21 protein-coding genes and 1 riboswitch are annotated in these 21980 nt (G+C 34.5%); of the genes, 16 read left to right on the plus strand and 5 right to left on the minus strand.

Annotated elements, in window-relative coordinates; all coding sequences use genetic code 11:
• Nucleotides 1–18 precede the first annotated feature (18 nt).
• From atpH to ABWU62_RS03785, 5 genes are all read left to right on the plus strand, one after another.
• Nucleotides 19–570: an ATP synthase F1 subunit delta gene (gene atpH / locus ABWU62_RS03765; protein WP_353287577.1), complete on the plus strand. Its 552-nt coding sequence runs from the start codon at nt 19–21 to the stop codon at nt 568–570.
• Entirely contained in the window at nt 567–2108 is a 1542-nt protein-coding gene (gene atpA / locus ABWU62_RS03770) for a F0F1 ATP synthase subunit alpha (RefSeq protein ID WP_353287578.1), read from the plus strand. The genes atpH and atpA overlap by 4 nt, the downstream gene beginning before the upstream one ends.
• Nucleotides 2109–2117: 9 nt before the next feature.
• The gene (greA, locus tag ABWU62_RS03775; RefSeq protein WP_353287579.1) at nt 2118–2612 is read left to right on the plus strand and encodes a transcription elongation factor GreA; all 495 of its coding nucleotides are present in this window, start codon (nt 2118–2120) and stop codon (nt 2610–2612) included.
• A gap of 3 nt (nt 2613–2615) precedes the next feature.
• On the plus strand, nt 2616–3269 hold the full coding sequence (gene ribB / locus ABWU62_RS03780) for a 3,4-dihydroxy-2-butanone-4-phosphate synthase (RefSeq protein ID WP_353287580.1): 654 nt from the start codon (nt 2616–2618) through the stop codon (nt 3267–3269).
• 80 nt (nt 3270–3349) lie between these two features.
• Nucleotides 3350–4639, plus strand: coding sequence for a M48 family metalloprotease (locus ABWU62_RS03785; protein ID WP_410542195.1), 1290 nt, complete (start codon nt 3350–3352; stop codon nt 4637–4639).
• Here ABWU62_RS03785 and ABWU62_RS03790 read toward each other — a convergent pair whose 3' ends face one another.
• Both ABWU62_RS03790 and fabG read right to left on the minus strand, forming a co-directional pair.
• Nucleotides 4640–4972: a TrbC/VirB2 family protein gene (locus ABWU62_RS03790; RefSeq protein ID WP_353287582.1), complete on the minus strand. Its 333-nt coding sequence runs from the start codon at nt 4970–4972 to the stop codon at nt 4640–4642.
• A gap of 95 nt (nt 4973–5067) precedes the next feature.
• Nucleotides 5068–5802, minus strand: coding sequence for a 3-oxoacyl-[acyl-carrier-protein] reductase (gene fabG, locus ABWU62_RS03795; protein WP_353287583.1), 735 nt, complete (start codon nt 5800–5802; stop codon nt 5068–5070).
• Nucleotides 5803–6477: 675 nt separating this feature from the next.
• Between fabG and ppdK the strand changes: the two genes are divergently transcribed.
• The 3 genes from ppdK (at nt 6478) to ABWU62_RS03810 (ending at nt 12778) form a co-directional block, all read left to right on the plus strand.
• Nucleotides 6478–9132 (plus strand): pyruvate, phosphate dikinase, encoded by a 2655-nt coding sequence (gene ppdK / locus ABWU62_RS03800; RefSeq protein ID WP_353287584.1) that lies wholly within the window; start codon nt 6478–6480, stop codon nt 9130–9132.
• A 168-nt stretch (nt 9133–9300) separates the two neighbouring features.
• A complete protein-coding gene (locus ABWU62_RS03805; protein WP_353287585.1) occupies nt 9301–10656 on the plus strand; it encodes a hypothetical protein in 1356 nt (451 codons plus the stop codon).
• Between the two features lie 1087 nt (nt 10657–11743).
• On the plus strand, nt 11744–12778 hold the full coding sequence (locus ABWU62_RS03810; protein ID WP_353287586.1) for an efflux RND transporter periplasmic adaptor subunit: 1035 nt from the start codon (nt 11744–11746) through the stop codon (nt 12776–12778).
• 242 nt (nt 12779–13020) lie between these two features.
• On the opposite strand, the gene grxD is transcribed toward ABWU62_RS03810, so the two are convergent.
• The 3 genes from grxD to ABWU62_RS03825 are packed head-to-tail and all read right to left on the minus strand — an operon-like array spanning nt 13021 to nt 14937.
• Nucleotides 13021–13344 carry a Grx4 family monothiol glutaredoxin gene (gene grxD, locus ABWU62_RS03815; RefSeq protein ID WP_353287587.1) on the minus strand — a complete coding sequence of 108 codons (324 nt, stop codon included), beginning with the start codon at nt 13342–13344 and terminating at the stop codon, nt 13021–13023.
• A gap of 16 nt (nt 13345–13360) precedes the next feature.
• Complete coding sequence (locus ABWU62_RS03820; protein ID WP_353287588.1) at nt 13361–13579, minus strand: BolA/IbaG family iron-sulfur metabolism protein; 219 nt, start codon at nt 13577–13579, stop codon at nt 13361–13363.
• A 38-nt stretch (nt 13580–13617) separates the two neighbouring features.
• Nucleotides 13618–14937, minus strand: coding sequence for a malic enzyme-like NAD(P)-binding protein (locus tag ABWU62_RS03825; RefSeq protein ID WP_353287589.1), 1320 nt, complete (start codon nt 14935–14937; stop codon nt 13618–13620).
• A gap of 129 nt (nt 14938–15066) precedes the next feature.
• On the opposite strand from ABWU62_RS03825, the gene pgsA reads away from it, so the two are divergent.
• The 8 genes from pgsA (at nt 15067) to ABWU62_RS03865 (ending at nt 21275) form a co-directional block, all read left to right on the plus strand.
• Nucleotides 15067–15609, plus strand: coding sequence for a CDP-diacylglycerol--glycerol-3-phosphate 3-phosphatidyltransferase (gene pgsA, locus ABWU62_RS03830; protein WP_353287590.1), 543 nt, complete (start codon nt 15067–15069; stop codon nt 15607–15609).
• Between the two features lie 99 nt (nt 15610–15708).
• Nucleotides 15709–16665, plus strand: a complete 957-nt coding sequence (locus ABWU62_RS03835) for a hypothetical protein (RefSeq protein ID WP_353287591.1) — start codon at nt 15709–15711, stop codon at nt 16663–16665.
• Nucleotides 16666–16731: 66 nt separating this feature from the next.
• Nucleotides 16732–17421 (plus strand): outer membrane protein assembly factor BamD, encoded by a 690-nt coding sequence (bamD, locus tag ABWU62_RS03840; RefSeq protein ID WP_353287592.1) that lies wholly within the window; start codon nt 16732–16734, stop codon nt 17419–17421.
• 51 nt (nt 17422–17472) lie between these two features.
• The gene (locus ABWU62_RS03845; protein ID WP_353287593.1) at nt 17473–18213 is read left to right on the plus strand and encodes a YebC/PmpR family DNA-binding transcriptional regulator; all 741 of its coding nucleotides are present in this window, start codon (nt 17473–17475) and stop codon (nt 18211–18213) included.
• Between the two features lie 248 nt (nt 18214–18461).
• Entirely contained in the window at nt 18462–19322 is an 861-nt protein-coding gene (locus tag ABWU62_RS03850; protein WP_410542196.1) for a peptidoglycan DD-metalloendopeptidase family protein, read from the plus strand.
• A complete protein-coding gene (locus ABWU62_RS03855; protein WP_353287595.1) occupies nt 19306–20175 on the plus strand; it encodes an SPFH domain-containing protein in 870 nt (289 codons plus the stop codon). The genes ABWU62_RS03850 and ABWU62_RS03855 overlap by 17 nt, the downstream gene beginning before the upstream one ends.
• A gap of 76 nt (nt 20176–20251) precedes the next feature.
• Nucleotides 20252–20350: riboswitch (TPP riboswitch) on the plus strand.
• Nucleotides 20339–20623: a SemiSWEET family sugar transporter gene (locus ABWU62_RS03860; RefSeq protein WP_353287596.1), complete on the plus strand. Its 285-nt coding sequence runs from the start codon at nt 20339–20341 to the stop codon at nt 20621–20623. (Overlaps the previous riboswitch by 12 nt.)
• A complete protein-coding gene (locus tag ABWU62_RS03865; RefSeq protein ID WP_353287597.1) occupies nt 20595–21275 on the plus strand; it encodes a thiamine diphosphokinase in 681 nt (226 codons plus the stop codon). Before ABWU62_RS03860 ends, ABWU62_RS03865 begins: the two co-directional genes overlap by 29 nt.
• Nucleotides 21276–21980: the final 705 nt, after the last annotated feature.

Consider the following 21980-nt stretch of genomic DNA (forward strand, 5'->3'; position numbering starts at 1 on the left):
TAGAATAGGTAATTTAATATGAAAAGCAATAATTTGGTTTCATCTTATGCTAGAGCGCTGTTTTCTCTCTCAGAAAACAGGCTAGGTACTATAAGAAAAGAAGTAGAATTTTTATTAGCTTTTTTTAAAGATCAAAGTGATGTTTTTGTGTACCTATCTCATCCTACGGTTTCTCTTGTACACAAAAAAGAAGCGATACTTTCTATAAATGAGCACTTGAGTGAAAACTTAGTCAAATTTATTATGGTTACACTTGCAAACAAGCGCTCCCGTTTATTAATCCTTATATTAGAAAAATTCTTAAATCTTGTAAGGGAAAGTGAAAATGAATTGGAAATTACTATAAAATCAGCAGAGGTTTTAAAGAAACCTGATATAAAAATAATTACTGAATCTTTGAACTTTCTTGGTAAAATAATAAAAGTCAGTAGTGTGGTTGATCCTTCTATACTAGGTGGCTTCGTAGTTAGGTATGGTTTTAACTTGATTGATGCTTCGCTTAAGAGTTATTTGGATAGATTGGTTGATTTGAGTAAAATGGAAATGTTGAAAATAAGGAATTGTATATGAAGAATAGCATAAATGCCTCTGAAGTAGTAAACATAATAAAAGAGAAGGTTGAGACATTTGATAATCCTATAAAACGAGAAAATATAGGTGAAGTAATTTCAGTAACGGATGGTATCACATTGGTCTATGGGCTGGAAAAAGCAAAGTTTGGTGAAAAGGTATCTTTTGCAAGCGGTGTAGAAGGAATAGTTCTTGATTTAGATCATGATACAGCTGGAATAGTTGTGCTTGGCAATGACCGTGATGTAAAAGAAGGGGACGTTGTAAAATGTAGTGGTGATGTTGTACAGGTGCCTGTAGGTCATGAATTATTAGGGAGAGTTGTAAATGCATTAGGCGATCCTATAGACGATGGCGGAGAAATTAGAGCCAAAAACAAAATTTATATAGAATCTAAAGCGCCAGGTATTATTGACCGTAAATCTGTGCATGAACCTCTGCAGACAGGAATTAAAATTATAGATTTGTTGATTCCTATAGGTAGAGGGCAACGTGAATTAATTATTGGCGATAGACAAATTGGTAAAACCACTATTGCGATTGATACTATTATCAATCAGAAGAAGATTAACGATGAGGTGAACGAAAATCAAAAAGTTTACTGTGTTTATGTTGCTATTGGACAAAAAATTTCAACAGTAGCAAAAGTGGTAAATAAGCTGAAAGAAAGCGGAGCATTAGAGTATACAACTGTAGTTGTGGCTAGTGCATCTGACTGCGCGCCTATGCAATTTTTAGCACCTTATGCTGGTTGCACTATTGGGGAATTTTTCCGTGATAATGGAATGCATTGCTTGGTGGTATATGATGATTTATCTAAGCATGCTGTGGCATATAGGCAGATGTCCTTATTGCTCAGACGTCCTCCTGGTCGTGAAGCTTATCCTGGAGATATATTCTATGTACACTCTCGCTTGCTTGAAAGAGCTACCAAAATGTCTGATGAAAAAGGACAGGGATCTTTGACTGCTTTGCCGATTATTGAGACTCAGGCTGGTGATGTATCTGCATACGTACCAACAAATGTTATTTCAATTACCGATGGGCAGATCTTTCTTGAGTCTGAATTATTTTATAAAGGATTTCGACCTGCAGTAAATATAGGTTTGTCAGTTTCGCGGGTTGGTTCTGCTGCACAACTAAGGTCTGTGAAGAAAGTTGCTGGTTCTATAAAGCTAAGCTTAGCTCAGTATAGAGAATTAGAAGATTTTGCAAAATTTGGTTCTGATCTTGATGCTAGTGTTCAATTATCCTTGAATAAGGGTAAATATCTTGTCGAGTTATTAAAGCAAAAACAACATTTACCTATGTCAATAGAAGAGCAAGTATTGCTTATGTATATCTTTTCTAATCTGTATGGTCAATTAAATAAGGTACAGGTGAGCAACATCAATAGGTTCGAGTGTGATCTTATCAATTATTTTCAAACTGTTCATCCTGGAGTTTTAAAAAAGTTGTCAGGTGACATGAATGATGATATAAAAGATGATATTCTTGGTATTGTGAGTGATTTTGTAACTCAATTTAATTGCGTTTAGGCGGTGATTATGACTTCATCCATTGTTAACAAGTTTCCTATTACAAGGGAAGGTTTTGAGAGTATGCAAGTCGAACTTGAGAAATTAAAGGAAGAAAAACCTTCTATCATACAGGCTATTTCTGATGCTCGTGATCAAGGTGATTTGTCTGAAAATGCAGAGTATCATGCAGCACGGGAAAGGTTAGGTTTTATTGAAGGCCGTATAATTGAGGTAGAAAGTAAACTTTCACATGCAGAAGTGATAGAAGTAAAAAGTTTGTCTGGTGATACAGTAATGTTTGGTGCAACTGTTACGGTAAGTATGTTAAATGATGATAACAGTGAAGTTGAATATATTTATAAGATTGTAAGTGGGTATGAAGCTGATGCTTCAAAGCAGTTGATCTCTACGGATTCACCACTCGGTAGTGCTTTAATTGGCAAAAAAGTTGGTGAGTATGTGGAAGTGATAGTGCCAAATGGAGAGAAATTGTATAAAATAGTTAAGGTTGAATTTAAGTAAATTATGGTACAAGTAACTTATCCTTCAATTAGTCTACCCGGTATTTCTTCTGTGGAAGATGTATTAGAGGACGCTCGATCTGGTAAATTATTCATTTTAGTTGATGATGAAAATAGAGAGAATGAAGGTGATTTGGTTATTTTAGCTGAAAAGGTGAAACCAGAGCATATTGCTTTTATGGTTAGGTACGGGACTGGCATTGTATTTTTGGCTATGACAAGGTTTCACATGAATAAGCTAAATCTTGAATTTATGAAGAGAAGTAATGTGGATGAAAAGCTTGTTCCTCATACTGCATTTACTACGTCAATTGATGCTCGTTATAACATTACAACAGGTGTTTCTGCTCATGATAGGACGCATACGATACTTACTGCTATTGATGAAAAAAGTACTAAGGATGATATTGTTACTCCTGGTCATGTTTTTCCTATTATTGCAAATGAGGGTGGGGTTTTAGCACGCAACGGTCATACTGAAGCAAGTGTTGAAATAGCAAAATTGGTTGGATCTAATCATGTGGCTGTAGGGTGTGAATTAGTGAATGATGATGGCTCTATGATGCGCTTACCCCAGTTGCTTGAATTTGCTGAACAACATAATATTAAGTTAACTACCATTGATAAACTTATCAGTTACGTTCAAAATTTAAACTAGCGTTTGTAGATTCGTATAGTTTTAGTGTTAAAATATAAAATTCCTCAAAGTTATACAAACAAGGAATTTCCATGTTTAAAATTTTCAAGCTTTTTGTTTTACTATTCTTTTTTGTATATTGTAATAGTGCTTACTCTGTTAGTATTATTAGAGATAGTGAAGTGGAAGCGGTAGTTAAGGATCTAGCGCAACCTTTATTTTCTGCTGCGGGTATTGATAATGATAAAATAAAAGTTTTTATAGTTAATGATAGATCGATTAATGCTTTTGTAATTAACAATAACAGCATTTTCATTCATTTAGGGCTTTTACAATATTCGACTGAACCTTATGTCTTACTTGGTATATTAGCACATGAAATTGCTCATATATCTGCTGGTCATGTATTACAAATGAGTAGTGCTGTAGGTTATTTTCAATCAATAGCAATGGTTAGTTATATGGTAGGATTAGTTTCTAGTATTGTCATTAACCCTCAGGTTGCGAGTGCAATCTTGCTTAGTGGTGTAACGCTTAGTTCAAGGTTGTTTTTTAACTATTCTCAAGAGCAAGAGAGTGTAGCAGATAGCTATGCTTTAAGATACCTAGATGAATCTGGCTACGATAATTTGGGTATGAAAGAGATTTTTGACTATTTTAAGAGTATTGAGCATGAAAACACTGAAGAGTATTTCCGCACTCACCCACTTAGTGATAAGCGTATATTTGCTGTACAGAATTATAAGGTTAAAAACAATATAAAACCAATCCTTGCAGATAAATTGCTGAAGTTTGAGCGTATGGTTGCAAAGCTAGACTCTTTCTTTGCTCCTATTCATGTGTTATCTAATAAATATGAAGGTAGTTCTAAGTATGTAAATGCTGTAATTCACTATAGGCAAGGAAAGATAGAAGAGGCTATTACTAAAGTTAATTCATTGATTCAAGAGTCACGCAATGATCCTTATTTATATGAATTAAAAGCGGAGATGTTATACAAAGCTGGAAATTTAAGTGAAGCAATAAAAATGTATGAAGAATCACTTAGATATTTATCTGAGAAGAATAACTATTTAGTGAAACTTGCGTTATCTCATACTTTATTATTACACGGTGAAATAGAGAAGGCAATTTTTTACCTAGAGCAGGTTGCAAGCGTAGAAACAAATAACGCCTTTGTCTGGAAGTATTTAAGTATTGCATATAAACGTAGCGCTGATATGGCAATGTATTATTTTGCTTTGACGAAAAAGGCTTGTATTGAAGGTAATTTAGAGAAATTTATGAAGTACGCTGAGTTAGCTATTAAAACTTTACCGAGAGATAGCTCTTGTTTGCTGCAAATTGAGGATATGAAGCAACAATACACACAAAAACACACTTATTTTTAGTTATTTCCCGCACTTATCCAACATATCTTTTACTTCACTTATATTAGGTATAATTTTCATTATAATAGTTTTGGCGCCAAAAAATACACCACAAAACATACCCAAGGCAAAGAGAGCTGGCCATGGCATTCTACCAAATATTGCAAGCAAAGCTGCACCTATTATGACTACAGTCATAAGTGGCCCACCTATTCCCCAAATATAGCCAACAATATTGCATATTACTTGGGCAGTTGTGTCTTCTATATCGTTGGCAGCATTTGCGTAATCTGATAAAGAGAGAAACAGCACTATACATAAAGCATTAAAAAAAAATTTTATTATATAGCTCATTCTTTTGCCTCCAAGTAATAAACTAACGTGAATCTAAATTTATATATATATTTATTTTAGGGTAAAACTCATAGTTTGTCCATAAATAAGTGTTGCTACATAAATAGCCCACCATTGATGTTAAGCACATGTCCCGTTATATATTTTGCCTCATCACTTGCTAAAAACAGGATCCCTGCTGCTATTTCTTTCCCTGTTCCCATTCTTTTCATTGGAATGTTATCTAATATTTTTTCCTTTTGTTCTTTATTTAAAACTTCAGTCATTTTAGTATCTATAAATCCAGGAGCAACACAATTTACTGTTACATCACGACTTGCAACTTCTTTTGCTATAGATTTGCTCATAGCTATTATTCCAGCTTTTGATGCTGCATAATTTACTTGCCCGGCATTTCCTGTTAATCCTACTATTGAGGAAATATTTATGATTCTTCCCCAATTATTTTTAATTAATTTCTTGCATGCTTCTCTATTTAGCTTAAATGTGGAGGTCAAATTAATGTCAATCACCTTTTGCCATTCTTCATCTGTCATTCTTAACGCCAAACTGTCTTGTGTAATGCCTGCATTACATATGAGCCCATCAAAGCCTTTCATCAACTCACTTGCTTTATTTATTAGTTGATTTACCTCATCAGTACTTGATAAGTCACAAGGGAGTATATGAATGTTTTTTTCATATTTTTTAGCAACTTCTTCGAGTACTTCTTTTTTTGTACTAGAAATACATAAAGTTGCTCTGGCCTTATGCATAATTTCTACAATTGCCTGGCCTATTCCGCCTGATGCACCAGTAATCAGAAATTTCTTGTCCTCTAATCCAAACATAATAATTTTTATTTGTTCTGGCTCTTAACAGAATATTAAAAGACTTGCAATAGATTTTTTTTCATAACTTTCATTTAATAGAAGCTTCTTGACAAATCTTGTATTTATTGGCGAAATTATGGCGGCTGCACGCCTTTTTTATTTTTTCTACATTCGGCCAGATCGCGCTTATTTTAAGCGTTAGCACATTATCAATTACAGTAATAAAATTAGCACCATGTGGATTCTTTTGCCTTTTTTTGATTGGTAAATTTCTTAACACTTGTAGCTAAGGTAATTTAAGAGAGCCAGCGCGTGACTAGTTCTTATTACTTGATCAGTCTTCTGGATCCCAGTGTCTGGGCACTGGGATGACAGGAGTGTGAGATAAGGCTACATTCATACTCCAACAGGTATGACGGTGTCATTCCAGCACTTGATGCTGGAATCCAGAAGTCTTTACTACAAATAAGCATATTGAGCACAAAATTATGCTAAAACACAACGTTTTTGGTGAGATTATGGACAAACTGGACTCTAGCGTCATGCGCTGGAATGACATCATAGAGGTCGTTGAGATGACAGAAAAGAGTACTGGAATGAAAGGAAAAGGGACTATTTAATGTATTGGCTCTGCTGAATTTTACAAAATTTATTACTCTCACCTGACAAATTTATTAGAATAGTATGTATAGTATGTTTGTTAGTGAAAATCCGAAAAAAATGCAAGAAAAGTTAATATATTACTTTAGCCAAAGCAACTGTGAAGGCAATGCAGCAATGAGAAATCTACTAGGAGGGAAGGGAGCAAATCTGGCAGAGATGTGTAACATTGGCATTCCTGTTCCACCTGGTTTTACAATTTCCACTGCTGTTTGTCAGGCCTATTGTCAAGATAATGAATTGTCTTGTGATCTACGTAACGAGATAAAAAACTACATGGTGATGCTCGAAAGTGACATCGGTTGTAAATTCGGGGATTCAAATAATCCTTTATTAGTTTCCATACGCTCTGGTAGTGTGAATTCAATGCCGGGCATGCTCGATACAGTCCTAAATGTTGGCCTAAATGATGCAACCGTTGTTGGTCTTGCAAAAAAAAGTGGAGAACGTTTTGCCTATGATAGCTACTGTCGTTTCATCATGATGTACTCGAATGTTGTACTACAGCTTGACCACAACCTATTTCAAGACATTATTGATAGTGAACAGCAAAAAAGTGGATCAAAAAGCTTAGCTGATCTTAATGTTGATGTTTTAAAGAAAATTGTTAATGATTTCAAAGAGATAGTATATGAGAAAATAGGAAAAAATTTCCCGCAAAATGTTGAAGAACAGTTACTCAATTCAGTAAATGCAGTGTTTTCTTCTTGGCAAAATGATAGAGCTGTTTCCTATAGAAAAATAAATAATATTCCTGAAAACCTTGGAACTGCAGTCAACGTGCAAGCAATGGTTTTCGGTAATTTAAATGATAATTCTGCAACTGGTGTGATATTTACACGTAATCCTTCAACTGGAGAAAAAAAGCTTTTTGGTGAGTTTTTAGTTAATGCTCAGGGTGAGGATGTGGTTTCTGGTGTTTATACTCCTATGCCAGTTAACGGCGAGCAAGAAAACACCATAGAGAAGTTGCTACCAAGCATCTACCGAGAATTATGCGCGGTATGTGAAAAACTTGAAAGGCATAATAAGGACATTCAGGATATCGAATTTACTGTACAGGATGGTAAGTTATGGATTTTGCAGACTAGGTCTGGCAAGCGCACAGCTGAAGCTGCTATTCGCATAATAGTTGATATGGTAAACGAAGGAGTTATTACAAAAGAGGAAGGAATATTGAGAATCGATCCAAAAACCTTTGACAATTTATTACATCCAGTTCTTGATGTTAAATTTGATCAAGAAGTAGTAGGAAGAGGGTTACCAGCTTCTCCAGGTGTTGCTTCTGGATATGTAGTATTCAGTGCAAGTGATGCTGAAAAAGCTGCAGAGCAGGGTAAAAAAGTAATTTTGGTAAGATCAGAGACGAGCCCTGAAGATATTAATGGAATGAATGCTGCAAGTGGAATAGTAACAGCGAGGGGAGGTATGACCTCCCATGCCGCTGTTGTAACTCGTGGAATGGGTAAACCATGCATTTGTAGTCTAAATGGACTTTATATTGATAAAGATGAAAAATTTCTTTCTATGGGAGATATAAAAGTAAATAAAGGTGAATCAATCACCATCAATGGAGGAACAGGAGAGGTTATGCTTGGTACTCTCCCTACAATTTTGCCTGAATTATCTCAAGAATTCAAAACGATAATTAACTGGGTAGATGAAATCAAAACAGTGAAGGTGAGAGCGAATGCTGATACTCCAAAAGATGCAAAAATTGCAAAAGAATTCGGTTCAGAAGGTATAGGATTATGTCGCACAGAACATATGTTTTTTGCTAGCGATAGAATCGAATTCATTCAAAAATTGATAATAGCTGATGATGAAAATGAAAGGGCAAATGCATTAAATAAACTCGAAGAAATGCAAAGGTCTGATTTCAAAGAAATGTTTTCTATTATGGAGGGCAGGGAAGTCACTATACGATTACTTGATCCACCTCTACATGAGTTTTTACCTCATGATCAATCCATTATAGAAAAAATCGCCAAATCACTGAATAAGTCAGTTGAATCGGTAAAAAATAAAATAGCACAGTTATCAGAAAAAAATCCAATGCTTGGCCATCGAGGGTGTAGGCTTGCTATTTCTCATCCTGAAATATATAAAATGCAGATTAAGGCAATACTCAGTGCTGCAAGTGAATTAAGGAAAGAAAAGAAGATAGAAGTGAAACCTGAAATCATGATTCCTTTTATCATGAGTGAGAAAGAGTTTGTTCTGATATGCGAGTTAGTAAAGAAAGAAGCTGAAAATTTCGATGTGAATTATTCAATCGGAACGATGATAGAACTGCCAAGAGCAGCACTTATTGCTGACAAACTCGCAAAACACGCAGAATTTTTTAGTTTTGGCACTAATGATTTAACACAAACAGCTATGGGACTTTCACGAGATGATTCAGTTAATTTCCTCGATTCTTATAAGGAAAGCAACATATTCGAAAACGATCCCTTTGAGGTGCTAGATGTCGAAGGGGTAGGAGAGTTAATTCAGATAGCCATTGAAAGAGGCAAAAAAAACAGAAAAGAAATAAAACTCGGTGTATGCGGAGAGCATGGAGCAAATCCACAATCCATAGAGTTTTTCATCAAATCAGGGGTCGATTATGTGTCGTGCTCACCCTATAGAGTACCGGTTGCAAAATTAGTGGCAGCACAGCTTAGCATAAGTTTGTTGGGTAAGTAGCGATAACTAACTGTACGAACATAGATTCCGCTAACAAGTAGCGGAATAACGATTTTTCAAATTGTTGGTAGCTGTATTGCTGTCGCTTTTTCTTCTATTAATATCTTAAGAAAGATTGACTTTTTATCTAAAATGATATAGAGTAAAATAATAGTGAATGAGGTAAAAATGTCAGTATCAAAAGAACGTAAGGAATATTTACTAGAAAGGTTTAAATATGCTGCTAAAGAATTTGGCAAATCTGGTACAAAGTCCAATCATCTAGCAGTACCAAAGGAACAGCAACTCTCTATTGATTTAGGTAATAGAAAAGTTTTTGGTATCATAAATAAGATTCTGTATTGGATAGAGAATAATTTTACTTATTTTTTTCCACGATATAATTTGTTTCCAGAAGTTGGAGTTAAAGGAAGAAAGATTCCTGGAACTGATACGAGGGTTAAGTATTTTACTCCAGATGATCAAGTAGAACATACTAAAATTCCTTATAAAGGAAAATTATACGTGGACTTAATGCCAGAAGTGGAAGGTAACAAGTTAAAAGGCTTTAAAGGCAAACCATATGATACAACTGATAAAATTAGTAAGGGCAAAAAAGGTTGTGTAGCTTATGTGATCACGCTTGATGGAAAGCTAGTAACTCATGAACATATTAATGTTAACAAAAGCGAATGGGCTTATCGTCATTCAACTCTTGCAGGTGGTAGGCCAGTTTTGTGTTCTGGTTTAATGAAAGTGGTAAATGGTAAAATAACTTATATAGACAATAATAGTGGGCATTATAAACCAGAACCAGTAAACTTATACAATGCAGTGAAAAAATTAGAAGGTCTATTTTCGGAAGATGCAAAAGTTGTTTGCCTACCATATTGGATTAGCTTGAAAAAACAAATTCCGCTTATACGCAAAATTAATCTAGCCAAACGAGAACCTGTAGAGAAATTCTTGGAAAGGATGGAGAAAAAAGGAAAAGATGGATTGACTCAATATGAAAGACATTTTGAAAAGATAAAGGAATTTAATGAGCAGTATGAACAAAAATTGCTTCTTGCAAGCTATAAGGTACCTACATTTAGTAAAAATCCCGAAGTGCAAAAAATAGCAATAGAACACTCAATAAGAAGGATTATTGGAGCAAATTATGGCCATAAACCTACAGTTACGTTTGCTAAGGCACAGGTAGCTAAAGATGGAAAGTTGCAAGAAACGGACGAAATAGTAGGTATAAACGTGACCTTTCATCATGAGAATGATCGTGATAGCTTTGCTAAACTTCTAGATCTCAAAAAGTATAGTCATAGCGATATTTGTACATCTTATTTACAAGATAAAAAAGAATTTGATCTCCTGTTTGAACATGCAGACAACAAAAAAGATAGAGTTGTTTTAAAAAAAATCATGCCAAATCCCAATAAATATAGAGTTTCAATGGACATAAAACAGGCTAATAAATTTATAAAGGACACTTTACAAATTAAAATTGATAGTATTGAACAATTGGGTACCCGTTTAGTGAAGAGCTAAACTCTATTAAATGTATGCTAATATATCTACTGATCAGAGTGGCAAAATAGTTAGACGAGAGAAATACAACCATAGAAACAAAATGGTTGTCATGAAAGTAACTGATACTGGCTTCTTTTCTCGATTCCAGTGTCAGCTACTTGAATTACAAGATAAGGGAGCACTGAAAATAAATAGGTGTTATCCCAACTGGGATCCAGGAATTCTGAGTTTTTGACAAGATTATGGATTCCAGTGTCACGCGCTGGAATGACAGGATTCGATGTCATCCAAGTAGATTACTGGACTTTTTTGCTAAACTACTAAACGGATACCATGTGTTCCTGTGTTTTTATCTACCTTATTTTACCACTTTGCTGAACGGGTACATAAAACTGACCATCGATAAATAAATTATCAGGCATTATAGAGTTAGTAGGATCTGCTTTTCCTGAAAATACGGAAGTCAGTAAAAAAAAGCTCAGGCATTAGCACTTCAGCTCTGCAGTTGAGTCAATATGAGAGAGTAAGTCTACAAAAGTAGACTTACTAATTGAACTTTGATCCTTTATTTTACTATAGAACAGACACTGAATCTGCAAGATCATAGAATTTATTTCCAATCTCTCTGAATGTACTACTTATATCAATAGGTGTCGACTCTTCTTGTGAATCAGATTTAAATAAGCCATGAGTATCTTTCAGACGACAGTACCACTTGCAGTTATTTTGCTCCGCTGTTACCTGCCAACTATTACTTGGTGATTTTTCTTCACATTCTCTATAGCAATCATGAAGTGCCTTCCATTCAAATGGAGGATTGAGTATAAGATTTGTCATAATATATTCCTTAATTATAAAACTAATACCACGTTAGTACTTATATGCTAATATGATGTTAATACTTCTATTAGCATAATAACTTTTCAGATACAGTTTCTTGATTAAAAATTCCATTTTAGCAATAAAAAACTTACTTATTATAGGAAAATTTGCTCATATAAAACTATTTATAAAGTGACAATAGATGTATTATACTTAGATTCTGATTTGAAATTTTATGCAGTTGTTTCTAACAAGGTTGGTCAATAAATTTTATTGTTTAAAGATGAGAAACAAAGTAATCATCGTTTCCGGTATTGCTCTTATTCTACTGTTTTTTATCAACAGTACATTTTTAAAAAAAGATCAGGCGGTTCATAGTGATAATCCAATTAGTAGTTTTTCAGTAAAAACTCAGGATTATACTCCACAAAATCGCACCGTATATTTAAATTTTTCTGGTACAGTAAATCCCTTGCATAGGGCAAGCCTTGTTTCAAGAACAAGTGGTCAAGTGATTGCTATTTATTTGTCTGATGGTGAAAAGGTAAAGAGAGGCGATGTAATTTTAAAGATAGAAGATTATGACAGAGTTGCACAAGTTGAGAAAGCCAAAGCTTTATTAAATCAGCGTGAAATTGAGTATCATTCCTCTAAAAAATTGAATAAAAAAGGCTATGGAGCACAAATAAAAGTGGAATCAGCTTTTACTGCATTGCAGAGTGCAAAAGCTGACCTAAAAAGGCTAGAATTAGATTTAGAAAATACAGCAGTTAAATCTCCTATTGATGGTTATATAGATAAGATTAATATGAATGAAGGGGATTTTGTTAATGCTGGACAGAAGGTAACTGACGTAGTTAATTTTGATCAGATTCTTGTGGTATTATATGTTTCAGAAAATGAAGTAAATAAAATAAAACTGGGTAGTGCAGCGCAAATTAATTTGCTAGACGGAAGGGAATTAGTAGGTGAAGTGAGTTTTATTAGTAAAATTGCTGAGCCTAAAACTGGATCTTATAGAGTAGAGATAAAGGTAACTGATAATGAAATTATATCCTTGCAAGGACTGACTGCTAGTGTAAGCCTCCCTTCAGGTGAAAGATTTGCATATAAAATTCCTTCTTCGGCCTTGAGCTTAAGTGACGATGGTATTCTTGGAATAAAGATTGTTGATGACAATAATTATGTAGTATTTGCACCAATAGAAATTGCTGACCATGAGGAAGATGGGGTTTGGATAGTAGCAAATAATGAAAATAAGCCTATAAAATTAATAACATTGGGTCATCTATTTGTTAAGCCTGGTGATAAGGTATAACTCCAGTTTGAATCTGTCATTCCAATGCGTGACGCTGGAATCTTTTCAAAAACTCAAAATTCCTCAATTCCACCTGGGATAATACCAAATGAGCTACTCGCATTTTTGAGGACAATGTTTGTACAGTTGTGTGTGTGCTACTAAAAGAGTGTCATTCAAGTAGCTGACACTGAAATCCAGAAAATAAGGCAGTGTCTGGACACTGACACTATGTTTTTATTTTGCCACTCTGCTGTGTAAACTTACTCTGCAATAACCTTTTTTTCTTTTAACAAATTTTGTAATTCACCGTTTTCATACATCTCACGAGCGATATCACAGCCACCAATAAACTCTCCCTTTATATATAATTGTGGGATTGTTGGCCAATCAGAAAAACTTTTTATGGACTGACGTATTTCATCATTCTCAAGTACGTTGATGCATTTAAACTTTACATTCAATTTTTTGAGAATTGACACGACGAGCCCAGAGAATCCGCATTGAGGAAAGTCAGAGGTGCCTTTCATATATAGCACTACATCGTTTTCTGCTATGTCTTTTTTTATTTGTTCAAAATTGTTCATGAATATCACCTTAATTTTAAGCGCTAGTTTCTAATTGCAATGCATGTATAGACTGACCTTCAAGAGCCTTATATACCATTCTGTGTTGTTCTATTTTTGTCTTTTTGGAAAAAGACTTGGAAGTTATTTTTAAATGGTAGTGATCATCATCTCCAGCAAGGTCCTTGATCTTTATATCAGCATCAGGAAATGACTGTTTGATAATTTTTTCTAACTCGTGAATTGTAATAGTCATCAGTTTATTTTAATTATAAGTCTAAAATATGCAATTGATTATTGTGAAGACAATAAATTGAGAGTATTGAGAGCACTAGCAAGACGAGATTTTAATTGACTTTCATACTTATCCCAGTCCTCTATTTCCTTTCTTGCCACACCTGAGGTAATTGCAGCTTTTGCAACAGCAGGAGATACTATAGAAATTAATCTTGGATCAAATGGAGTAGGTATTATATATTCACGTCCATAGCTCATTTTACGACCGCCATAGGCTGCAGATATCTCACTTGGCACTGATTCGCGGGCAAGCTTTGCTATTGCATCTGCTGCAGCAATTTTCATTTCATCATTTATTGTTGTTGCATGTACGTCGAGTGCTCCTCTGAATATGTAAGGAAATCCCATTACGTTATTGACTTGGTTGTTATAGTCTGACCTACCAGTTGCAATTATTGCATCTGGCCTTACAGATTTTGCAAATTCAGGCCTTACTTCTGGATCAGGGTTAGCAAGAGCAAAAATGATTGGGTCTTTACCCATGCTTTTTAACATCTCTTCGCTGAGCACATCCTTTGCAGATAGTCCAATGAATATATCAGCGTCTTTTATGGCATCGAGTAGAGAGCGTTCTTTAGTGTCAACTGCATACTTTTCCTTCCACTCATTCATGTCCTCTTTTCTGTCTTTGTGTATTACTCCTTGTTTGTCACATAGTACTATGTTCTTAGCACCCATAGACTTCAGTATTTCCAAACACGCAATACCAGCTGCTCCAGCACCATTCATGATGATCTTTACATTTCCTAATTTCTTTCCAACAATATCGAGGGCATTTTCTATACCAGCTGCAACAACCACTGCAGTTCCGTGTTGATCATCGTGAAAAACCGGAATATCCATCAATTCATTTAGACGTTTCTCTATTATGAAACAATCGGGGGATCTTATATCTTCTAGATTTATTCCTCCCCAACTTGGACCAAGATACCTTACTGCATTGATGAAATCTTCTATGTTTTCTGTGTCAACTTCTATATCTATCGCATCAATGTCAGCAAAACGCTTAAATAAAACAGCTTTGCCTTCCATGACAGGCTTTGAAGCAAGAGGACCAATATTACCAAGTCCCAGTACTGCGGTGCCATTTGAAATAACAGCTACATAATTGCTTTTTGCCGTGTAATCATAAACAGCCTCAGGATTTTTAACTATTTCAAGGCATGGGACTGCAACACCAGGGGAATAAGCAAGTGATAGATCATGCTGTGTAGACAAGGGTTTTGTTGGTATGATCGATACTTTACCAGGTTTACTATTCCTATTGTGATACTTAAGTGCCTCTTGTTTTGCAATATTATCTAAATCATTACTCATTCTTATATTTTGAATTTGTCGTTAGTAATTATCTAAGTATATGAAGTTTTTATGAATGTTCAACTATTAGCTTGTGAGTTGTACTTCGCTTCTGTATAAGTTTGTTATGCTGGATTAAAATTGCGATACATGTTTAAAAAAAATCTACCTAATTTACTCACAATTTCTCGTGCGCTCGCAATACCAGCAATAATACTAAGCTTCTATATAGAAGGTAAGTATGCAAGCTTAGTAACAATATTGGTCTTTATGTTTGCGTGCATTACAGATTTTTTTGATGGTTATTTAGCTCGTGCATGGAAAGTCCAATCGAATTTTGGCAAGTTATTTGATCCAATTGCCGATAAATTAGTAGTAGTTTCAACAATAATTATGCTAGTTTATAAGCAAAAAATAGATGATGTTACAATCATACCGTCAGTTATAATTGTTTGTAGAGAGATATTAGTTTCAGGTCTGCGGGAGTTCTTAATAGCTACAAACGTTAGCCTACCTGTGAGCAAGGCTGGAAAAATCAAAACATTTTTGCAGATGATTGCTGTGGTAGCGCTAGTAATGAGTGATTATGAGAAAATTCGATATGCAGGTGTGATTTGCTTATGGGCTGCAGCTGTTATGACTATGTGGTCAGGCTATAATTACGTTCTAGCTGGCATCAAACAGATTGACTAAATTACTTAAGAGTATACAAAGAAAGTTAATAATTTCACAATATTGACTGATTAATTAAAATCTTGTATAATGTATTAGTTTATAAGTTGGTCAGTTCATATGACTAGTATTACAGATACTAAGTCTTTTTCTAAAAGATCTCAAAGTAAGAAAGGTGCTAAAATAGAAGATTTTTTTTGGGATTTTTGGCCAACAGTTGATGAAGAAGTCAGAAAAGAAAGAGAGGCAGAAAAAAGTAAAAATCTAGAACAAGAGTTATTAACGTTAAAAAAAAGAGAGCTACATAGAAAATGTGTATCATTGGTAACAATGGTTCCATTTGCATTATTGATGGCAATTGAGCTCGAAAAAACATGTAGCGATCAGGTAGTACTTGGCCTTATAAGCAGCGCATTAGGCCATACTATATTACCTTTCACAGTCTTATCCCTTATTTGCACGCTATATTTAATTTATAATAATAGAAAAATAGCACAAAAAGAACGAGAATTGGAGAATATTGAAAGTGGGAAAACAGTAGAAAAAGAAAAGAGAGACCTTCCTTGTACCGTTGATGATTACTTTAACTATGCTGATGCTGCTTTAGTTACATTAGTTATTGTGGCTAGCATAGTAGGTGAAGCATTGGAGCAAGGAATAATAGGAGACGTAGCTTTTTCAATGTCTAGTTTATTCTACTTTGTAGCAAGTGCTACTTTCTGCTATCGTGAGTATAAGAAAAGTACAAAACACGAGTTAGAAAAAGAGCAAGGCTTTGATGAGAAATCTGAAAAAAAGATAAGCAATATGTCTGTAGCTAAGTTAATGCTTGCTGGTTCTTCTTTATTACTAATCAGGAAGATAATGTTGATTTCTGAAGTAGCATTAGCATCATCTGCTGTTGGGCCTGTTTTAGGTCTAGTAGGTATTGCTCTTTTGATGGTCGGAAGTGGATTGAGCATACATTCTTATATTAGAAAGCTAGAGAATATAGAAGTGAGCGGAAAGGGTGTTGCAATAGGTGGTGGTGCGAGCAATATAGGTAATGTTCGCCAAGAGCCGCTTTTCGTTCGATGATAATGCCAAAAATTTGTTTATTTAGGTAATATTTAGTCTATACTTTATTTTGATCAAAAAAATCTTATGTATAAGACTTTAATCATATGCTTTTTTCTTCTGACTTGCTCCTTTACGCAGTCGTATGCGAATGATCTTGAACACACCGAAGCTGAACTATATGAGGAGGCAGTTAAGCTTTATGATCAGAAAAAATATAAACAAGCTATTAGAGCATTTAAAAAGATAGAGGATTTGTATCCTTTATCTTATTGGGCAATGAAAGCAAAATTATTATCTGGAATTTCTTACTATAATATGGGTAATTACAGCAGTGCTGCAAGTGATATGGATGATTATATATACGTTTATTCAAATGGTGAAGATTTGCCATATGTATATTACTTAAGAGTATTATCTTATTATATGCAAATTAACAAAGTGCAGCTTGGGCAACAAATTGCATATAAAACTTTAGAGCTAGCTACTGAATATATTAATCTTTTTCCGAATAGCGAATATATAGAAGAGATCAAAGAAAAAGAAAAATTAATCACAGAACACATATCAAAAAAAGAGTATTCTATTGGTGAGTTTTACCTAAAGCGTGGTGAATATTTAGCAGCAATCAAGCGTTTTCAAAATATGACAAGCGATAAAGATTCTAAATATTTTTCTAGAGTTATTCATTATTTAGTAGCGGCTCACTTAGCTCTTGGCCTTGACTTAGAAGCTGAGCAGTATGAAAATATGCTAGCAGAAGGTATAAAAGGTTGAAAATTTACCTTAATTTTCTATATATATATAAATTATATATATAGTTTAACTATGGCTGGTCATTCACAATTTTCAAATATAAAACATCGAAAAGGTGCTCAGGATGCAAAGCGCTCGCAAAAATTTACAAAGCTCATTAGGGAAATAACAGTTGCTGCAAAACAAGGGCTACCTGATCCCGAACTCAATCCACGTCTTCGCTCTGCTATCTTTGCTGCGCGAAAGGAAAATCTACCAAAAGATAAAATAGAAACAGCAATAAAAAATGCAGCTGGTAACGTTGCTGGAGAAAGTTATGAAGAAATACAATATGAAGGCTGTGGACCTTCTGGTGCTGCACTTATTGTCCATGCTCTGACAAATAATCGCAACCGAACTGCTTCTGAGATACGTTATATCTTTTCTCTCAAAGGCGGTAATTTGGGAGAAACAGGATGTGTGAGTTACCTTTTCGATCATGTAGGCTTAATTGTCTATAAAGCAGAGGGTGTAAATTTTGAAGATTTATTTAACTATGGAATTGAATTAGAAGTATTGAATGTTGAGGAAAATAACAAGGGAGAATTATATGTTATAACTTGTGAAGTGAAAGATTTTGGTAAAGTACGTGATGCTTTCTATACAAAATTTGGAGAACCAGAACTTGCTCGTCTTTCATGGCAACCAAAGGACCTGATTGAAGTTAGCGACAAAGAATTAATTGATAAATTATCTACATTAGTTGAAGAGCTAGAGGATAATGATGATGTGCAGTATGTTGAAGGTAATTTTATTTTTGCTGATAAACTATGAGGCTGGTAATACTTCTATTACTTTGTATTTTACCAGTATATGCTACTGAAACATCTGCAGTGTCGTCTCAGCACGGAATCAGAAAAAAAGAGCCAGTGTCAAACAAACAACTGTACGAACATTGTGATATAAGCGCCAAGAAAGATGTCATCCCAGTGCCTAGACACTGGGATCCAGAGAATTCAATTACAAATGGATACATCAAGCGATTGTATGATACAGACTGGATTCCAGTGTCAAGCACTGGAATGACAGGAGAGGATTTTGAGGTGACAGAAAGCAACCATGATAGAAGATTATTATTCATATCCAGCACCATAAAATCTTCTTTTTTTGCCACGGGAATTGAGCAAGGGTTGGCGCCAAATACAGTGGTAAAATTGATCAACATATATAAAGATTTTGGTGTTGATTTTAAAAAAGACATTGTGCCGAAGAGTAAATTGGAGGTTCTTTTTGAGAGATCGCTCGGTAATCAGAAGACTGAAGAAAAGATTTTATATGCTTCACTGACAATAAACAAGAAAGCTATTAGTTTATATCATTATAAATCGCAAGACGGCAAAGAAAGGTATTTTAATAATGAAGGAATAAGCTTGAAGAGTAGCGAAATTTTTGTAAGTCCTTTAAACGGAGATTTTCGTATATCCTCGAATTTTGGTAATAGAAAGCATCCCATTCATGGTAAAATTGCTTTTCATAAAGGAGTAGATTATGCAGCTAAACTTGGCACTCCTATACACGCCACTGCAGAAGGTGTAATAGAATATATAGGAAAGAATGGTGGCTATGGGAATTACATCAAAATAAAGCACAACAATAAATATTCAACTTGTTACGCACATATAAGCAAATTTAGTAGCGATATAAAGTTAGGCTCTAAAGTAAAGCAGGGACAAATCATTGCTTATGTTGGCAGCACTGGTGTTGCAACAGGACCTCATTTACATTATGAAGTTATATATAATGGTAAACATATTGATCCGCTTACGATAGCTCATGGCAATGAGATAAAGTTGCCTGATCGTGAATTAAGAGAGTTTAAATTATTTGTAAGTAAGGTAGATAAAATAATCAGCAGAGAGGATGCAAGTGAAAAAGCAATCTGATAAAGACAGCACAGATAAAAATACGATAAGTGATAGAAATTTAAGTAAAATTCAGGCTTTTCCTGTACTAATAGTACTAGGATTAGTTTTATTGGTACTTTTTGTGTATGACAGCACAATTGCACTTGGAGTTGCTGCTGTTTCAATTTTGACTTTTCTTCAGGCACTTTTCGTTAATGACCCTAATGAAGCAAGAGTGATAGAGTTTTTTGGTCATTATATTGGAACTTATTTTAAGTCTGGAATATGCGTAACGCTTCCGTTTTCGAGTAAATATAGAGTTTCTCTGAAATTTCAGAATATCAACACAGAAAAAATTAAAGTTAATGATGCAAATGGAAGTCCAATAGAGATATCAGTAGTGATTGTTTGGAGAGTGAGCAGTCCTGCAAAGGCGTATTATAATGTTAACAACTATCACGAATTTGTTTTTGTACAAAGTGACTCAGTAATAAGAGAATTGGCAAGCAATTATCCGTATGACAGCGAAAACAATGAGGAATCTTTGCGTAAAAACTCTGACAAAATTTCAAATGAATTGCGGTCAATGCTACAACAAAGATTAGATATCGCTGGAATTGAAATTGCAGAAGCGAGAATATCGCATTTGGCGTATTCATCTGAGATTGCACAAGCAATGCTGAGGCGTCAACAAGCGCATGCTATCACCTCTGCAAGAAAGCATATAGTGCAAAACGCAATAGGAATTATCGAAGAAGTAATAGCTCATTTTGAAAAAAATAAAAGCATACAATTTGATGGAAAACAAAAGATTCAATTGATAAACAATCTCCTGGTTGCACTGATCTCTGAGCAGGATGCACAGCCGACTATTAGTTTGGATAATAATTAGCATAGAAGCCGATAGGGCTTCATGAATGCAAGTCACTGTTAATTTCTTGATTAATGGACTAAATGATGTGATAAATTACACGCATTAGGGGTGCTCTAAAAAAGCTGAGAGTACATAACAACCCTTTGAACCTGATGTTGTTAAAACAAACGTAAGAAAATGTATGTATATAAATATTGAAGAATGCTTTGGCTTCATCGCGTTCATTACATCTCTTATTGGGTTATTGCCTCAAGTATATAAAGCATATATCACAAAACTTACTCGTGACGTATCGGTGCTAATGTTGGTGAATTATCTTATTTGTTCATCATCTTGGCTTATTTATGGTATTTGTCAGGGTTTAACTTTTGTGATACTCAGTAATGTTGCTGGATTAGTGATCAGTATAATATCAATTGTTCAAAAATGTTACTACGATGCAAAAACTGCACGGAGCGTTTTATAACCATATGCTACATTGTAGCGTAGAGCAACAATATCGTTCTATTGTAGTACTAAATGGAGAAATACCTGATTCATCGTTTTTTAAACAAGATATACCTGTTATTGCTGTAGATGGAGGAGCAAATAAGCTTCTATCAATTGGCGTAAAACCTGATCTTGTAATAGGAGATTTGGATAGTATAAATCCGAATTTACGTGCTAATTTAAATACAGTATATCTACCTGATCAAGATTATTGCGACTTTTCTAAAGCAATGGCTCACTTAAAAACAGTAAAGTTATTGCCATCAATAGTAACGGGTATTACTGGAGGAGCAATTGATCACATACTACAGAATATTAACATTTTTCTAAGTACGGGCAGTATCTTTTACACACCTTCACCTCCCATGGTAGGTTATACCTTACAAAAAGGTACTACCCATTTTTTTTCTTTATCAAAAAATACTAAAATATCCTTACTTGGTATACCGAAAGCTCAAATATCAACTAAGGGGTTAAAATGGGAACTGTACCTTAGTAACCTTGCTTTTCCAGGAAAGAATTCTTGCTTTAATCGAAGTTTAGGCAATGAATTATCTATAGAAATACACAGCGGCGTGTGTTTAGCAATGATATATTTAGAAGCAGTAAATGATGATGGTGTGCATTGAGTTAAAACATTAAGAAAAAAAAGTAGAAATAACACTAATGCTAAAAACTACAGGCGCCTGTTATTAGCTAAAGTAAAGGTCAAATATCTGGAATTCTGGACATAAAATCCTCCTGTATAAAAAAAATTCAGAGTGTACATACAACAGATGTCACTAAAGTTTTTATTGAAAAATTGGTTAAAAGGTCTGCAGACCGAGATAAATTTTGAGCTCTCTAGATATCTCTATTATCATTATAATGGCATCTTGAGTATGCGGAAGCAATTTTTTCATTAAAATAAAAAATTTTATTCTACAGCTCAAAAAGGAGTTTGCTAATTTTCACACTGAATCGGATTCCACTACTCAAACCTAGAAACTTTAATGTGTCAAGGTATCTGTTAAGGGGAAGGGAATGTGCAAGCCAATGCTCCCTTTCTTGTCATCCCAGTGCTTGACACTGGGATCCACTCTTTTCGTAATCTCATCAATAAAAACTTAGGATTACTTTTTACCCAAAATTTCTGGATCCCAGTGTCAAGCACTGGGATGACATTGTCTTGAATGGAAACCATTGCGTAATGCACCAAAGGTTGTGCACCAAAAGAGCGTCATTCCAGTCTGGAATCCATTATACTCCGTAAATTTAATTGGTTTCATGACATCAACTTTTGCATTCCAGTTATGCAAGAAATCTATTATATAATATTATTATTACCCTCTTGA

The organism is Wolbachia endosymbiont (group B) of Gerris lacustris, assembly GCF_964028355.1.
Taxonomy (GTDB): domain Bacteria; phylum Pseudomonadota; class Alphaproteobacteria; order Rickettsiales; family Anaplasmataceae; genus Wolbachia.

What these genes read in the sequence shown, in the direction of transcription:
- atpH (WP_353287577.1), top strand. Translation starts at nt 19, where the DNA reads ATGAAAAGCAATAATTTGGTTTCATCTTATGCTAGAGCGCTGTTTTCT.
- atpA (WP_353287578.1), top strand. Translation starts at nt 567, where the DNA reads ATGAAGAATAGCATAAATGCCTCTGAAGTAGTAAACATAATAAAAGAG.
- greA (WP_353287579.1), top strand. Translation starts at nt 2,118, where the DNA reads ATGACTTCATCCATTGTTAACAAGTTTCCTATTACAAGGGAAGGTTTT.
- ribB (WP_353287580.1), top strand. Translation starts at nt 2,616, where the DNA reads ATGGTACAAGTAACTTATCCTTCAATTAGTCTACCCGGTATTTCTTCT.
- ABWU62_RS03790 (WP_353287582.1), bottom strand. Translation starts at nt 4,972, where the DNA reads ATGAGCTATATAATAAAATTTTTTTTTAATGCTTTATGTATAGTGCTG.
- fabG (WP_353287583.1), bottom strand. Translation starts at nt 5,802, where the DNA reads ATGTTTGGATTAGAGGACAAGAAATTTCTGATTACTGGTGCATCAGGC.
- ppdK (WP_353287584.1), top strand. Translation starts at nt 6,478, where the DNA reads ATGTTTGTTAGTGAAAATCCGAAAAAAATGCAAGAAAAGTTAATATAT.
- ABWU62_RS03805 (WP_353287585.1), top strand. Translation starts at nt 9,301, where the DNA reads ATGTCAGTATCAAAAGAACGTAAGGAATATTTACTAGAAAGGTTTAAA.
- ABWU62_RS03810 (WP_353287586.1), top strand. Translation starts at nt 11,744, where the DNA reads ATGAGAAACAAAGTAATCATCGTTTCCGGTATTGCTCTTATTCTACTG.
- grxD (WP_353287587.1), bottom strand. Translation starts at nt 13,344, where the DNA reads ATGAACAATTTTGAACAAATAAAAAAAGACATAGCAGAAAACGATGTA.
- ABWU62_RS03820 (WP_353287588.1), bottom strand. Translation starts at nt 13,579, where the DNA reads ATGACTATTACAATTCACGAGTTAGAAAAAATTATCAAACAGTCATTT.
- ABWU62_RS03825 (WP_353287589.1), bottom strand. Translation starts at nt 14,937, where the DNA reads ATGAGTAATGATTTAGATAATATTGCAAAACAAGAGGCACTTAAGTAT.
- pgsA (WP_353287590.1), top strand. Translation starts at nt 15,067, where the DNA reads ATGTTTAAAAAAAATCTACCTAATTTACTCACAATTTCTCGTGCGCTC.
- ABWU62_RS03835 (WP_353287591.1), top strand. Translation starts at nt 15,709, where the DNA reads ATGACTAGTATTACAGATACTAAGTCTTTTTCTAAAAGATCTCAAAGT.
- bamD (WP_353287592.1), top strand. Translation starts at nt 16,732, where the DNA reads ATGTATAAGACTTTAATCATATGCTTTTTTCTTCTGACTTGCTCCTTT.
- ABWU62_RS03845 (WP_353287593.1), top strand. Translation starts at nt 17,473, where the DNA reads ATGGCTGGTCATTCACAATTTTCAAATATAAAACATCGAAAAGGTGCT.
- ABWU62_RS03850 (WP_410542196.1), top strand. Translation starts at nt 18,462, where the DNA reads ATGACAGGAGAGGATTTTGAGGTGACAGAAAGCAACCATGATAGAAGA.
- ABWU62_RS03860 (WP_353287596.1), top strand. Translation starts at nt 20,339, where the DNA reads ATGTATATAAATATTGAAGAATGCTTTGGCTTCATCGCGTTCATTACA.
- ABWU62_RS03865 (WP_353287597.1), top strand. Translation starts at nt 20,595, where the DNA reads ATGCAAAAACTGCACGGAGCGTTTTATAACCATATGCTACATTGTAGC.